Annotated in this window: 12 protein-coding genes; 9 read left to right on the top strand and 3 right to left on the bottom strand. The window is 38.6% G+C overall.

Annotated features, from left to right (window positions below):
• A complete protein-coding gene (locus CHSO_RS17220) occupies positions 1-1,563 on the bottom strand; it encodes a glycoside hydrolase family 32 protein (RefSeq protein ID WP_045498637.1) in 1,563 nt (520 codons plus the stop codon).
• 95 nt (positions 1,564-1,658) lie between these two features.
• Positions 1,659-2,969: a sugar porter family MFS transporter gene (locus tag CHSO_RS17225; RefSeq protein WP_045498639.1), complete on the bottom strand. Its 1,311-nt coding sequence runs from the start codon at positions 2,967-2,969 to the stop codon at positions 1,659-1,661.
• A 330-nt stretch (positions 2,970-3,299) separates the two neighbouring features.
• Here CHSO_RS17225 and CHSO_RS26440 point away from each other — a divergent pair, with 330 nt between their 5' ends.
• A complete protein-coding gene (locus CHSO_RS26440) occupies positions 3,300-3,434 on the top strand; it encodes a hypothetical protein (protein WP_262483753.1) in 135 nt (44 codons plus the stop codon).
• A gap of 80 nt (positions 3,435-3,514) precedes the next feature.
• Here CHSO_RS26440 and CHSO_RS17230 read toward each other — a convergent pair whose 3' ends face one another.
• Positions 3,515-6,265 carry a substrate-binding domain-containing protein gene (locus tag CHSO_RS17230; RefSeq protein WP_045498642.1) on the bottom strand — a complete coding sequence of 917 codons (2,751 nt, stop codon included), beginning with the start codon at positions 6,263-6,265 and terminating at the stop codon, positions 3,515-3,517.
• A gap of 635 nt (positions 6,266-6,900) precedes the next feature.
• Between CHSO_RS17230 and CHSO_RS17235 the strand changes: the two genes are divergently transcribed.
• From CHSO_RS17235 to CHSO_RS17275, 8 genes are all read left to right on the top strand, one after another.
• Positions 6,901-7,374 (top strand): Dps family protein, encoded by a 474-nt coding sequence (locus CHSO_RS17235; protein WP_045502810.1) that lies wholly within the window; start codon positions 6,901-6,903, stop codon positions 7,372-7,374.
• A 57-nt stretch (positions 7,375-7,431) separates the two neighbouring features.
• Positions 7,432-8,127 carry a LytR/AlgR family response regulator transcription factor gene (locus CHSO_RS17240; RefSeq protein ID WP_045498644.1) on the top strand — a complete coding sequence of 232 codons (696 nt, stop codon included), beginning with the start codon at positions 7,432-7,434 and terminating at the stop codon, positions 8,125-8,127.
• A gap of 296 nt (positions 8,128-8,423) precedes the next feature.
• Positions 8,424-10,631, top strand: a complete 2,208-nt coding sequence (locus tag CHSO_RS17250) for an ATP-binding protein (protein ID WP_045498650.1) — start codon at positions 8,424-8,426, stop codon at positions 10,629-10,631.
• 24 nt (positions 10,632-10,655) lie between these two features.
• A complete protein-coding gene (locus tag CHSO_RS17255; protein ID WP_045498653.1) occupies positions 10,656-11,207 on the top strand; it encodes an antibiotic biosynthesis monooxygenase in 552 nt (183 codons plus the stop codon).
• 269 nt (positions 11,208-11,476) lie between these two features.
• The gene (locus CHSO_RS17260) at positions 11,477-12,034 is read left to right on the top strand and encodes a hypothetical protein (protein WP_034974811.1); all 558 of its coding nucleotides are present in this window, start codon (positions 11,477-11,479) and stop codon (positions 12,032-12,034) included.
• Positions 12,035-12,087: 53 nt separating this feature from the next.
• Positions 12,088-12,531, top strand: coding sequence for a lipocalin-like domain-containing protein (locus CHSO_RS17265; RefSeq protein ID WP_045498660.1), 444 nt, complete (start codon positions 12,088-12,090; stop codon positions 12,529-12,531).
• Positions 12,532-12,558: 27 nt separating this feature from the next.
• Positions 12,559-13,527: an NAD(P)H-quinone oxidoreductase gene (locus CHSO_RS17270; RefSeq protein ID WP_045498662.1), complete on the top strand. Its 969-nt coding sequence runs from the start codon at positions 12,559-12,561 to the stop codon at positions 13,525-13,527.
• 291 nt (positions 13,528-13,818) lie between these two features.
• On the top strand, positions 13,819-14,865 hold the full coding sequence (locus CHSO_RS17275; RefSeq protein ID WP_045498665.1) for a cupin domain-containing protein: 1,047 nt from the start codon (positions 13,819-13,821) through the stop codon (positions 14,863-14,865).
• Positions 14,866-14,881: the final 16 nt, after the last annotated feature.

Below are 14,881 nucleotides of genomic sequence, written 5' to 3' on the forward strand. Positions count from 1 at the left end.
TTATTTGATATTAATCTGATGAGCATTGAAGTTCACAGTACTTCCTTTGGTATCGGTGGATAAGCTCAGTTCCGAGAAGATTTCATTAGGGAAGAAGATTTCGGTCATTACCTTTTCGCCGTCATTGAAGAAAATTTCAATGGAAGTTTTATCCAACACAATTTTGAACGTTGCGTTTTGGTAGTTTTTTGCCAATGGTGCTTTTGAAACCCTGTCTGCAAAATTGTTCTTAAAATCGGTTTTCCCGGATTGGGTACGATCAATAAACAGTTCCTGCTTGTTATTATCAATTCCGAAAACCACACGTTCTCCCAATGAATTTTTCAAAGCAAAAGAGTAAACTCCTTTGGTCATTTTTTTGAAATCAATATCTAAAACAGCTTTGGAAAGGTCTATTTCTCCTTTACTGATGAGCTTTTTATCCGAAACAAGATTAATTTCTTTTTTAACGGCCTTTCCTTCGTAATTTTTAAGCTGAGAAACAGGAATATTTTTCAGAATGTAACCATCTTTGGTCCTTTTCAATGTTATTTCACGAGGAATAGTGGAACTTCCTCTCCATTTTTCCGTCGGCACATTCGGTGAATAATCCCAGTTTGACATCCAGCCTATAATTACTCTTTTGTTATCGGGAACGTTATCAAAAGAGACACTCGCATAATTATCACGTCCCCAATCCAGCCAGACTATTTTTTCTTTTTCGAGCTGCTTTGTAAAAACATCATCCATTTTGAAGGTTTTCCCGTCAAAATCACCTACAAAATACTGGGCAGCAGAACCACCGTTCGGTCCACCCGGATTGATGTTGACGATAAGGACCCATTTTTCTTCATTGGTCCCTTCTACCTTTATCGGGAAAAGATCCGGACATTCCCAAACGCCGCCGTGTCCCCCGAAATCTTTACCAAATTCTGAAAGAAAAGTCCAGTCTTTCAGGTTTTTTGAGGCATAAAAATGCTGCCTGTCCTGTACCGCCAATCCCATTACCCATTGTTTTCTTTTCGCATCCCAGAAAACTTTCGGATCCCGGAAATCTTTTATTCCTGGATTTTTCAATACAGGATTATTGCTGTATTTGGTCCAGGTTTTTCCATTATCCAAAGAATAAGCGATTGCCTGAGACTGCGCGTCAATCTCTCCGGCTTGCTCTTTTTTCATATTGTGATAGGTAAAAATTGCTACCAACGGAACATTCTTTCCATCGCCAAAACCTGATGTATTATCCTTATCCACAACTGCACTTCCTGAGAATATGGCGCCATTCTCGTCATAAGCAATGGCAGGAGCCAGTTCTTCCCATTTGATAAGATCTTTGCTGATGGCGTGTCCCCAATGCATCTTACCAAAATCCGGCACACTCTGAAACGGCGTATACTGGAAAAATAAGTGATAAGTTCCGTTAAAATAAAAAAGTCCGTTTGGGTCATTCATCCAGCCTTTTTGAGGAGTGAAGTGATAGTTGGGCCTGTAAAGCTGCTCTTCAGACGCTTTCGAATCCGACTGTGCATTGAGCCCGGAATAAAACGTGGCAGCAATGATTAAAGTTGATATGATTTTCTTCATTATGATTATTTAATAGGAGTTTTTTGAATTATTTAAAAACATTTTATTCAATTTATAGAGGTGTTTTTCTTCATGATTACATCGATTTTTTAAATCTATTTCGTCAGTGTTTTGCTTAATTTTTCCAGAGAGATACCCTTCGTTTCCGGCATCATAAACATCACGAATAATAATTGGAATACCATTGCAACAGTAAAGACCAAAAACACGGTTCCAGCTCCGATGGTGGAAAACAATGTAGGAATCAGTGATGGAATGATTGCTGCCAGAAGCCAGTGTGTGGAACTTCCGAAAGCCTGTCCCGATGCCCGGAGATGATTTGGAAAAATCTCCGAAATAAATACCCAAATCACGGTTCCCTGACCAATGGCGTGTGAAGCAATAAAGAGGAACAGGAAAATAGGAATCGCCAATCCCGACCAATGGAAATAAAACGCCATAGAAACCAATCCTAAAGAAATGATATACCCTACGGAACCTAAATACATTAGTGTTCTTCTCCCGACTTTATCAATGAGATTAACGCCAACCAAAGTGAAAACCATATTCACAACACCAATTCCGATACTGCTGAGCAGTGCTGTTTTCTCACCCAAACCTGCCTCACCAAAAATCCTTGGTGCATAATACAGGAATGCGTTGATCCCTGACATCTGATTAAAAAAGGCTACGAGAAAAGCCAACATCAGCGGAAAACGGTATTTTTTCATAAAGATATTTTCCTTTGGCGATTCGGCGTGGTCATCTTCCATCTGTGCGATCAAGCTTTCAGAATCCTGATCCGGATTCAGAATTTTCATCACTTTTTTCGCTTCTTCTATTCTGGAATGGGAAACCAGCCATCTTGGACTTTCCGGAATGGTAAGCACACATAATGTATAGATCGCTGCTGGAATTGCCTGTACACCAAGCATCCATCGCCAGTCGTTGTCGCCAATACCGCTTAATAAATAATTTGATAAAAAGGCAATTAAAATCCCCAGAACAATATTGAACTGATACAGGGAAACCATTCTGCCACGATCTTTTGCAGGCGCAATCTCTGAAATATAGGCCGGTGCAGCAATCGTAGAAGCACCAACACCCAAACCGCCCATAAACCTGAAAAACGCAAACAGATAAGGATCATTGGAAAGTGCCGTGCCTATGGCAGAAAACGCATATAAGACACCAATGACCAAGAGTGTTTTTTTCCGTCCTAATGTATTAGTCGGGATCCCTCCGAAAATGGCACCTATCACTGTACCCCATAATGCCATTCCCATTACGACTGCTCCGTGAAATGCATCTGAACTGTTCCAAAGCGTCTGCAATTTTTTGTCTGCGCCGGAAATCACGACCACATCAAACCCGAAAAGAAATCCTGCCAAAGCTGCCGTGATAGACCACATAAGAATTTTATTCATCTGTTAAAATATTTATTTGTTTGTGGCTAATATATCCCGGGGCGGCAATCCGAAGGTTTAATTATGTAACTAAATATTTCAGCAAGATTAATTATTTGTTAAACAAATCCAACAAACTGAAAATCAATAATTTATTGAATATTAATTTTATTAAAGTTTTATCAGGTTACAAACATGTAACATGGTTTTATAAAAATGTTACATGGATTTTAGTGTATGTAAGATTCAGGAATAAGTAGTGTTATGAAAATGTTAACCGAAAAACGGGTCAAGATGTATGGTATTTGAGTCAGGAACTTTTAAGAATTTCATGTATAGATAGTCCGTAATATGTACAAGTACTATCATCAATGGTCCGGAAAGCTGTTTACTCGTCCGGATGAAGCTGCATTGTTGAAAAAGTATCATAAAAAGCAGCCGTTTGATGGGCTGCTGAATATGGTAAATAGCAGATGTGAAAATTAATCTTCCCTATAGAATATGCTTCAGGTTTGTTATTACCTTGTTACATTCAAATAGGTGATCATTTTGATTGTATATTTTTATCACTCTTTCCCTGCAGACTTTCTAAAGGCATTCGGGGATATACCAAACTTATTTTTAAAAACAGTGGAGAAATAATTCGGGGAAGAAAAACCGGTTTTGTATGCAATCTCAGAAATCGTCAGTTCAGGATTTTGCAGCATTGATTTGGCCTGTTCCAGACGGAAATTGTTGATATAATCGCTCACGTTCACATCAAACATCGCTTTTATCTTTCTATAAAGCTGAATTCTGGAAATATTGAGCAGGTCTGCAAGATTTTCTACTGAAAAGTCCGGATTGTCGATATTGGTTTTGATAAGCTGGTTCAGATTGTTCACAAAGGTCTGTTCTATGCTTCCAAACGACTTGCTGTCTACAATCCTGCCGATATTGTTGGTATAGTAATAACGTAGCTTTTCACGGTTGTAAAGCAATGCACGCAGCGATTGTATCAGAATCGGGTAACTGAAGGGTTTTGTGAGATAAAGATCAACACCTGATTTCAGTCCCTGCAGGTACGATTCTTTATTGTCCAAAGCAGTCAGAAGAATAACAGGAATATGTGATGTACGAAGGTCATTTTTCAGGATTTCACAGATTTCAAAACCATTTTTATCCGGAAGATTAACGTCGCAGACGATAATATCCGGAATTTCACTCAAAGCTTTATCAATTGCATCCGTACCGTCAGAAACCATCACCTCAAACTCATTTTTAAGCTTTTTGCTTAAAAAGAAGGACAAATCTGAATTATCTTCGACCAAAAGCAGCGAATACCGTTCCCTATCAGATTCATGCATTTGGGTAATAGTCTCATCTTCAACTCCAGTAAAAATGGCATCGTTTACAAAGCTTTCTGTATCTGCGAGACTGGGCTCTTTTACCATCTGGTCTTCGTTGAAATGTTTGTTTCCCTTGTAAAGACTGATGATAAATTCCGTTCCTTGAAAAGAGCTCACGTCTATCTTCCCAAGATGAAGCTGAATGAACTGCTTGCTAAGATGAAGCCCGATTCCTGAACTGTTTTTTCTGTTGTTGGAACCTTTGAAATATGCTTCGAAGACATTGATAATCTCTTTTTCGGGGATCCCGATTCCATTATCTTTGAATCTGATGACTGCCTGATTGCCATTTTCCTGAATCGTAATTTCAATTTTTCCATTATCCGGCGTAAATTTGAAAGCATTGGACAAAAGGTTGAAATAGACTTTATCCATAAGGTTTCTGTCTATGTAGAGCTCAAGATTTTTATTCTGTGAATGAATTTCGAATTTGATATTTCTTTTCTTAGCTTCATTTTCAAAATCACGAAAAATGGCATAGGTAAAATCATAAATATTGGTTTTGGAAACCCTCAGGTTAAAAGTCTGATTTTCTATTTTCCTAAAATCCAACAAGTTATCCACCAATCGTAATAATCGGTTGGAGTTTTTATTAATCAGCTCCAGCTCATAGGATGGTTTTGTACCTTTGGTTTTACCGGAATCCATCAAAGATTCTAATGAACTGAGAATAAGCGTAATGGGTGTTTTAAATTCGTGAGACAATCCCGTAAAAAAATTAACCCTCGCTTCATTGCTGTCTTTCAACTCATTCGCAATGGTTTCAATCTGATTTCTTTGAATAGTAATTCTCTCATTGGTAAGCATAAGCTGCTTATTTTTGATCTTAATTGCATAAATAAGGTAAATAGCATAGGCAACCAGACAAAACATCAATACCAACAATATGATAGACCATCGGAACAATTCTTTTTGCGAAGAATATAGCTCGATCTGCTTTTTAACCGCCTGTACCTGACTTTCTATAACCCCCTGCTGCTCGATGATTTTATCAAACTGATTGCGCATAATTTCTGCATTCATCCGGTCAATGATCGTTGTGTTGAGCTTAATTCGTTTCGGAACAGCAACACCATTATGAATCTTAATCGCAGTCTCTATGGCTTCTGCTCCACCAGTCGGATACAGTAAAGTGGCGTTCAGCTTTCCATCTAACACCAATTGTATTCCGCCGTCTTTTGTATTCAGCCCGTCAACGCCAATAAATTTGATTTGATTTTCCAAACCTTTATTCCTTGCAGCCTGCCACGCAATGGCGGCAAGCTCATCATTAAAAGCAAAAACATACAGACTTTGATTTCCCAAGGAATCCAGTGTTCTCCTGAAAGCCTCTGCCGGAAGACCTTTAAAGGTTTTTATCAGCTCTGTGTTGGGATTGTTTTTAATGATTTCCTGAAAGCCAAGACTTCTTTCTATGGTTGGGGAAGATTGGTCATCCCCTTTTATTTCGATTATTTTTTTATAATTTTTGGAATCTGAAAGAATGTAATTGGCCGCTTCTTTACCAATCTCCAAGTTGTCGGCGCCTATGTAGGTCGTATATTTTTCTGAATTGATCTTCCTGTCGAGCAAAATAACGGGAATATGTTTGGCAGCTGCTTTTTCCACCACAGGAACCAAGGATTCGGGATCAATGGGTGAAATGATAATCACATCCACCTTATGATCAATCATTTTTTGTATATCCTGAACCTGCTTATTAACAGAACTTTCTGCTTTCTGTATATTCAGTTCTACTTCGGAATGAAGCGAGGCCTGTATTTCCATCGAATGGTTCATGGCCAATCTCCAGGGATGATTTCCCAGGCCCTGGGAAAATCCGATACTAATTTTATCTGACGTTTTCTGAGACTTTTTACAAGAAGAAAAAACAAGGAAAAACAGAAGGAATAACATTCTATAAGCCTTAGGAAAACCGTAAAATTTCATTATTAACATATTAACACAATATTAATAAAGATGTTGCAGACAGGCAATTTTTAATGATAATATTTTGCATTAAATCTGCTCTATTGATTAGGTGTATATATTTTTAATAATCTACAGTTTATATTTGCTATAACAACAGAAACGAACTAAGTCATCTATAAAAGTGTTTGAAGACAGACTCTGCTTCCCACTTAAGGAGATAATCAGTTGATTATTGCCTTTTCCACCCCTATAAAAGATTATTTATCAAAAACTTACAGTTTTATATTTGATGATTTTATTTTTTCACGTTACATGCTCAGTCTGTCAGAAATAGGTCATTTAAAGTATTCTATCAGAAATTTCATCGGTATTGAAGTGTGGTTTCACCAGATGATCATAACCATCCCAAAACGTAAAACTATGTCAGAAAACCACCTTTCCCGGATCGTTGAACCGCATTAGACTATTTCCCCTACTATATTTATTATTTCTGTCATCAATTTAATAAATGAGTTTTAAATCAAATTCAGATAAAATATTTTCTATCCCGAATTTAACGACTCATTGTGCCCGTTCAACGAAAAAATTCTCAAAACAACAGATCTCCAGCCGAACTTTACATCATTAAAAAGAACAATTTAAATTCTATTATTATGAAAACAAACATCGGACTTACCCAACAAAACACAGAAGCTGTTGCAGAACAATTAGCCCAATTATTAGCGGATGAAACTGTACTTTACATTAAAACCCGAAACGCCCATTGGAACGTCACCGGCGATAATTTCCACGCCAACCACATTTTCTTTGAAGAGCAATACAAACAATTGGATGAACTGATTGACAGCGTGGCAGAACGTATGCGAAAAATCGGCCATTATGCTCCTGCAACCATGAAAATCTATCTGGAACTCACCCATCTTACAGAATACAGCGACAGAACCAACGACGGGCTCGGCTATATGAAAGATTTGTTAAGCGACCACGAAAGCATCATCGATTTTCTTAGAGGAAACGTTACGCCTTTTGCGGAAAAATACAAAGATTACGGTTCCAGCGACTTTATCACAAGCCTGATAGAAACGCACGAAGAAATGGCCTGGTTGATTCGTTCTTACTTCAGATAATTGAGTAAATAAGTCAAGGAATAATTATATTTGTGGCAACCATAATAAACTATCCCTATGAAAGCCTTAATTGTCGATGACAATGATATCGCAAGAACAACTTTGGCGCACTTGGCAAAACAAGTCCCCAACCTCACGATTATCAATGAATTTTCCAACGCAATTGAGGCTTACAACTTCTTGCAGAGCAATTCCGTCGATTTGATTTTTCTCGATATCGAAATGCCGGAAATGAGCGGTATAGAACTCACCAAAAACCTTTCCGGGAAAGACACCATCATTATTTTCACAACGTCGAACAAAGAATATGCACTGGAAGCTTTCGAGCTCAACATCGCAGATTACCTTCTGAAACCTGTGATGACTGCAAGATTTTTACAGGCGGTAAGCAAGGCCCAGGCAATTCTTGATAGCAGAAAAGAAGATGTAGAAGTCACCAAAGATGAGTTCCTTTTCGTTAGAGATTCCAATATCACAAGGCGTTTGAAGCTCGATGATATTTTTTATGCGGAGGCAATGGGCGATTATGTTAAATTTTACACAAGAGAAAAAATGTTCGCCATTCACGGCAAGATGAAAACGGCTGAAGAACGCTTACCGAAAGACGATTTCATCAGAGTTCATCGTTCTTACATCGTTTCTGTGGGCAAGATAGACACGCTTCAGGACGGCGGAATTATGATAAACGGAAAATTCATTCCCGTTGCAGATGCTTACAGAAAGGCACTCAACTCACGTATGAATGTTTTTTAAGAAATAATTTGGGGCAGCTTTATCCGTCTTCCACTCCCGCTTTTTTTGTCATTGCGGAGAAACTTGAGCAATTTGTTGAACTTTACAGCAATTGCAATGACAAAAAAGAGCTCCGTTCAAGCCGGGCTGCGACAATTTACCGTTCTTATTCGAACGCAAAATTCCCCTCCTCTGAAAATCCAGGAATGAGATTCGCCGAATCAATTAAATAAATAAAAAATATTGAGGCACTGGTGGCGAAAATTCAAAGAATTTTTAACGGGGTGGTTTAACAATTAAAATAGGCACAAACACTTATGAAAAAAATATCTTCAGTAATGGGAAACAGACGGTTCAGTTATTTCATCATCCTCACATTTATTGCGGGTTCTCTCCTATTGATAGCGGTTCAAATCAATTCAGCTAAAAATACCAAAGAACTCATCAAAAATAACAACCGGCTTTTGAGCGAGTTACGTTCGAGTAATCATTTGCGTGAAATCGACCGCGATATTCTCGGCGTTGAAAGCAGAATCCGGGCTTCTATTGCAACCAACGACACAACTCATCTAGAAGGAATAGACCAAAAAATCAGTCAGATAGAAAACTTCCTGGATTCACTTTCCAAAGACAATTCAGACAACGTTGAAGAAAAGTTGATTTACAGATTGAGCGTTCTTGCAATGGAAAAGAAAACAACGAAGGATAAATTATTGCTCCGTTATCACACCCTTGGAAATATGGATGACAATACTTCCATTGCCAATCCCAGGGCGAGGAAAATTTCGAACGAAATCACTTCCATTACTGCAAAAATCTATGAAAGCAGAAAACATCATATGGTTGACCTCAGCAAAGAAACTGAAGAGATGGGAAAAAAAGCGAGACTGTATGATATTTCGTTGCTTATTCTTTTGATTTTAAGCGGTTCAATTGTTGGTTATCACATTCTTCGTCAGTTCAAACGTCAGCAGTTGCTGATTCAGGAATTGGATATAGCAGAGAAAAAAGCATCGGTCGCTGCACAGACCAAAGAAAATTTTCTAGCCAATATGAGCCACGAAATAAGAACGCCATTGAGCGGAATTTTAGGTTTTACCAATCTTTTACAGAAAAGACCTTTGGACGAAACTTCAAAAGAATTTGTGTCCTCCATTCAGCGTTCGGGAGAAAATCTGATGGCAATTATCAACGACATTCTGGATCTATCAAAAATCGAAGCCGGAATGATGCGCATTACCAAAGGCATATTCAGCATCAATGGATTGGTGAATTCTGTCGAAACATTTTTTGTGGAACGGGCTAAAGAAAAAGGATTAACGATTTCCAGCAAAATAGATTCCTCCATTCCTGATACTTTAAATGGAGATGCCACAAGACTGACTCAGATTTTGGTCAACCTTATCGGAAATGCCATCAAATTTACACATCAGGGAACTATCCATATCGAAATTTATAATAAACAACAGACCGAAAACGAAGTTGTTGTCGGCTTTAAAGTTTCGGACACAGGAATCGGGATTGATCAAGAAAAACTCACCGAAGTTTTTGAAAGATTTAATCAGGGAGAAGATTCAACGACCCGAAATTACGGAGGAACCGGACTTGGTTTATCGATTGTGAAAAGCCTGATTCAGTTGCAGAACGGCGATATTGAAGTGATGAGCGAACAGGGAAAAGGCACTACTTTCCACTTTTACATTCCTTATGCGATTGCGCAAGAACAACTTAATGTGATTCCTACAGTTGATACAAATTATTTTAAAGATAAATCGAATGCACCTTTAAGAGTGTTAATCGTGGATGACAACGCTATCAATCAAAGTTTGATGAAACATCTTCTGTCACAATGGAACATCGATTTTGATACTGCAAACAACGGTCTGGAAGCAGTAAAATTTCTCAGAAATAACGACTGTGATTTGGTCTTAATGGATATTCAAATGCCACAAATGGACGGTTATGTTGCCACGCAAACAATTCGTGAAGAACTGAAACTGAACATTCCAATCATCGCAATGACCGCACACGCTTTGGCAGGCGAACGCGAAAGATGCATGAGCCGCGGAATGAACGAATACATTTCAAAACCGATAAAAGAAGACGAATTGTTTAAATTGATCTCCAATTTCGGTTTGAAAGAAAACGAAAAAACGGAAACCGAAGAAATCACTTCTGTCTACCAGTTCATCGACCTTACTTATATGAAGTCCATCAGCAACGGCGACAAAGATTTTGAAAAAATAGTGACCCAACAGTTCTTAGACCTCACGCCTCATCAATTACAGGAACTGAAACTCACTTATGAAAACAAAGATTTTAAATGGCTGAAATTGAAAGCGCACGATTTAAAATCAAGTGTTGCCATCATGGGTCTGCTTCCTTTATTAGAGGAAAAATTAGATATTTTGGAATTAACAGTCGAAGAAAATCCGGCCTCAGAAAAAGCTTTGGAAGGGGTGAAAGATATTTTGCTGAAATCTTTCTCCGAAACCAAATTATTTATGAAATCCATCACCCATTGAATTAATTAAAAAACCTATTTCATTATGGAAACTCAAGGCGCATCTGTAGTCATCACCCATCACGTTCTCGACGGAAAACAAGCCGAATATGAAAAATGGCTGGATGAAATCCTGCCCATTTCCAAAAGCGCCAAAGGTTTTATCGATTGGCAAATCGTTCGCCCGATCCCAAATCTCACATTTGTTTACACCGTGATTATCCGCTTTGATACGATTGATAATCTCAGAAACTGGATGGAATCTGATACCAGAAAAAAGCTTATTGACAAAGCTCATCCGTTATTTACAAAAGAAGACAATTACGAAATCAAATCGGGACTTGATTTTCTGTTTTACGGAGAAAAATCGGACAACAAAGTTCCCGTTCGCTGGAAGCAATATCTGGCCACCTGGTCTGCCATTTATCCTTTATCATTGCTGATGCAATTGCTTTTATTGCCCTCCTTACGATTAATGAATATCCCTGCCAATCGATATTTTGACACTTTGGTGAGTACGGGTTTTCTGGTTTTCTTAGTGATTTATGTGGTGATGCCGAATTACACTAAATTAATCAGGAAATGGCTTTATCAATGAAAGAAAAATGATATAAAATACAATCCGTCTCAAAAAATATTGAGACGGATTTTTGTTTTAAAACGTTCTTCAAAACCCATTTTATTTTTCTCTAAAACAACTTGTTTGAAATAATTTTTTCTTGTGTACAAACTACTATTGCAATCTTATTTTTTCTGATCCAACGACACTTTCCGCCTGTTCATCGAGCATCAATTGATTTTGAAATTTGTTGAATGTAGCTTTACCTCATCAAATTAAAACATACAAACAATTAAACTTTAAACATTATGGAAATTATTCAAACCCCAGAAAACGCATTGTCTCACTCTACAGTTACAGCGATTATCAATGCCCCAATCGAAAAAGTTAACATCGCAGATTGGTTGCTCAATCTTCCCGATGCAGAATATCAGAGATGCTCTACGCAGCACATCGGAGCAGCTATTTCTACCACGTATGATGGCGAACCGGTTTCTTTAAACGTTGAAACCATCGGAGATGCTTTAATGGTTCAGCATTATGTAGCCGTAGAGCACCGTCCTGATTACTGCAGAATGTTATCCATCTCAGATTCTATTACCAAAGGCGGCCGTACCAAAGTTCAGGTTTTATGGGAATTGAAAGCAACAAAAATTGATGACAACACGACATTGTATACCAACGAAATTCACGCAACTGCTACACCGGAAATGTTTGAATATCTGAAAGAACACAACGTGAATCTTGCTGATGCCGCCGCTTCCAGACAAGCTGCTTCTGATGCCCACAACCACGAAGAAACCCCCAACTTTGCAAAAAGTATAGAAAATAAAGCATTGACGGGAAAATATAATCAGCCATTTTAATCCCAAATAAAAGATAATGAGCGTATTCCGGTACGCTCATTTCATTTAAGATTATGGAAACATTATTTAACAAACTTCTGGGGACCTGGACTTTGGTAGAACTCATCGAAGTGCCTGTAAACGGCGGTGAAATCACCCATCCAATGGGCAAAAATCCGAAAGGACTGATTATGTATAATCCTGATGGTTATATGTCGGCACAAATTATGGATACGCACCGGGAAAACTTTCATCAGGAACATTGGACCAATGCTACGCCGGAAGAATATACACAGGAAGGTTCAACTTATCTTGCGTATTCAGGGCCGTTCAAAACGGATGATGAAAAACAATGGGTGAGCCACACGATGTACCTCTCACTCTTTCCCAACTGGACGGGGCAAACTCAGAATAGAATCGTTATCTTTAAAGATGGTTTTCTACATCTTGAAAGTGAGAAACCGTTCATCAGCAATTCCCGATTGGTGACTCACCAACTGACCTGGAAAAGAGTTTGAAATTAATCTGATATTAGAATTAAAAAAATGAAAGCAATCGTTATTACACAATATGGCGCTCCTGAAGTATTGAAATTACAGGAATACCCTACTCCCGAAATATCCGGAGACGAAGTCTTAATCGAAGTGAAAGCCGCAGGAATCAACCGACCCGATGTTTTCCAGCGTGAAGGCAATTATCCTCCTCCAGATGGAATTGTGGCCGATATTCCTGGCCTGGAAGTGGCTGGAACCATTGTAAAATGTGGACCTGATGTTGTAGATTTCACCGTTGGAGACAAAGTTTGTGCACTTCTTGCAGGTGGAGGTTACGCAGAATATGTCGCTGTGAGAGAAGGTCAATGTTTACCCATTCCTGCGAATCTTACTTTTGCTGAGGCAGCAAGTTTACCGGAAACCATCTTTACAGTTTGGTCTAATGTTTTTCAGAGAGGAAATCTTCAACCAGGAGAAACCTTTTTACTCCACGGTGGAAACAGCGGAATTGGAATTACGGGAATTCAGATTGCTCACGCTTTGGGTTCAAAAGTAATTGTCACCGTAGGTTCTGATGAAAAAGGCCAGAAATGTCTTCAACTCGGCGCAGATTCATACATTAATTATAAAACTCAGAATTTTGAAACCGAACTTCAGAGTGAAGGTGTAGATGTTATTTTGGATATGATTGGGGGTGATTACCTGGCTAAAAACATCAATATTCTAAAACCTGAAGGCAGATTGGTTCACATTAATGCGGTAAGTGGCAGTCGGGTTGACCTGGACATTTGGAAAGTGATGATAAAAAGGCTTACGATCACCGGAAGTACCTTGAGAAGCCGGGAATATGAGTTCAAAAAACAATTGGCCAAAGAGATTCAGAAAAAAGTATGGCCTTTGATTGCATCTAAACAGTTCAGACCTGTGATTTTTAAAACATTTCCTTTCTCGGAAGCTGCTGAAGCGCACCGATTGCTTGAAGACGGTTCGCATACAGGCAAAATTATTCTTGTGAGATAAAGCAATACATAGATTATTTAAAAATCTAAACCGAATTTTAATCCTTCGCAATCCGAAATTGTGAAGGATTTTTATTAAAAACAATGTCATTAAGATTTTTCCAATTAATAAAATTCAAATCGAAAGTCTTTCATCTATTTTCTCTACTCTACAGACACCAACTACTTCTTTCAAATTTCCACCGACCCTTTTTGCCCATTCACCGAAAATCACTTCAAAACCGCATCATTCCGAAGTAGCTTTACAGTAGAAATAAAGACAAACGATCATTAATTACAAAAACTTCTCATTATGAATACTACATCATTAAGTTTCAAATACGAATTAGAGAAAAAAGAACCAAGAACCAATGACGGCGGAACTACAAGAGGTGCCTCTGTAAAAGATTTCCCTGCTTCTATTGGCATTGCGGGAGTTTCTATGAGACTGCAACCCGGAAGTATGAGAGAACTGCACTGGCATGCGAACGCTGCAGAATGGGCTTATGTCATTTCAGGAACGGTACGTACAACGATTATTCATCCGGACGGACACAGCTATACCGATAATTTTGAACCGGGTGATGTATGGTATTTTCCAAAAGGGTACGGCCACTCGATTCAAGCCACAGGAACGGAAGAATGCCATTTTATTTTAATTTTTGATAATGGTAATTTTTCTGAAGACCACACCTTCAGCGTAACCGATTTTGTTTCAAGTGTACCCGCTGAAATCGTGGCTCAGAATTTAGGCTTAACTTTAGAAGAAGTGGCGGCTTTACCTCAGAAAGAAGCATATTTCGCATCGGGAATTGTTCCGGATGAAATGTCTTTCGCTGCCGCTGCAAGACCTGATGAATCGGATATTGAATTAACAAGTTTTCACCGTTATCCCTTGCATTCTCAACAACCGAGAATTGTTCCGGGCGGAGGTTTGCAGAGATTGGTAACGAGTAAAGAATTCCCCATCAGCAGCACAATGTCGGGTTCTATTTTGGAATTGCAGCCGGGTGCTTTGAGAGAAATGCACTGGCATCCGAATGCGGACGAATGGCAATACTTTATTTCAGGACAGGCAGAAATGTCGGTTTTCTTAGCTGAATCTACCTGCGTAACGGAGCAGTTCAGTGCAGGAGATGTGGGTTACGTTCCAATGGGAGCAGGGCATTACATCAAAAATACGAGCGATACGGTTTGCCGGATTCTGATAGGCTTTAACAGCGGAAAATATGAGTCGATTGATTTGAGCGAATGGCTTTCCGGAAATCCGAAAGATGTTGTCATTACTAATTTTGGTTTAAAAGAGGGTGAAATTGAAAAATTACCAACTGAGAAAGTTTTCATTCAGCCTAAGAAATAAGATTTGAACGCAATTT

It is taken from the genome of Chryseobacterium sp. StRB126 (assembly GCF_000829375.1).
Taxonomy (GTDB): domain Bacteria; phylum Bacteroidota; class Bacteroidia; order Flavobacteriales; family Weeksellaceae; genus Chryseobacterium.

Bases quoted from the DNA above. Each gene is read 5' to 3' on its own strand.
- CHSO_RS17220 (WP_045498637.1), bottom strand. From the start codon at position 1,563: ATGAAGAAAATCATATCAACTTTAATCATTGCTGCCACGTTTTATTCC.
- CHSO_RS17225 (WP_045498639.1), bottom strand. From the start codon at position 2,969: ATGAATAAAATTCTTATGTGGTCTATCACGGCAGCTTTGGCAGGATTT.
- CHSO_RS26440 (WP_262483753.1), top strand. From the start codon at position 3,300: ATGTACAAGTACTATCATCAATGGTCCGGAAAGCTGTTTACTCGTCCG.
- CHSO_RS17230 (WP_045498642.1), bottom strand. From the start codon at position 6,265: ATGAAATTTTACGGTTTTCCTAAGGCTTATAGAATGTTATTCCTTCTG.
- CHSO_RS17235 (WP_045502810.1), top strand. From the start codon at position 6,901: ATGAAAACAAACATCGGACTTACCCAACAAAACACAGAAGCTGTTGCA.
- CHSO_RS17240 (WP_045498644.1), top strand. From the start codon at position 7,432: ATGAAAGCCTTAATTGTCGATGACAATGATATCGCAAGAACAACTTTG.
- CHSO_RS17250 (WP_045498650.1), top strand. From the start codon at position 8,424: ATGAAAAAAATATCTTCAGTAATGGGAAACAGACGGTTCAGTTATTTC.
- CHSO_RS17255 (WP_045498653.1), top strand. From the start codon at position 10,656: ATGGAAACTCAAGGCGCATCTGTAGTCATCACCCATCACGTTCTCGAC.
- CHSO_RS17260 (WP_034974811.1), top strand. From the start codon at position 11,477: ATGGAAATTATTCAAACCCCAGAAAACGCATTGTCTCACTCTACAGTT.
- CHSO_RS17265 (WP_045498660.1), top strand. From the start codon at position 12,088: ATGGAAACATTATTTAACAAACTTCTGGGGACCTGGACTTTGGTAGAA.
- CHSO_RS17270 (WP_045498662.1), top strand. From the start codon at position 12,559: ATGAAAGCAATCGTTATTACACAATATGGCGCTCCTGAAGTATTGAAA.
- CHSO_RS17275 (WP_045498665.1), top strand. From the start codon at position 13,819: ATGAATACTACATCATTAAGTTTCAAATACGAATTAGAGAAAAAAGAA.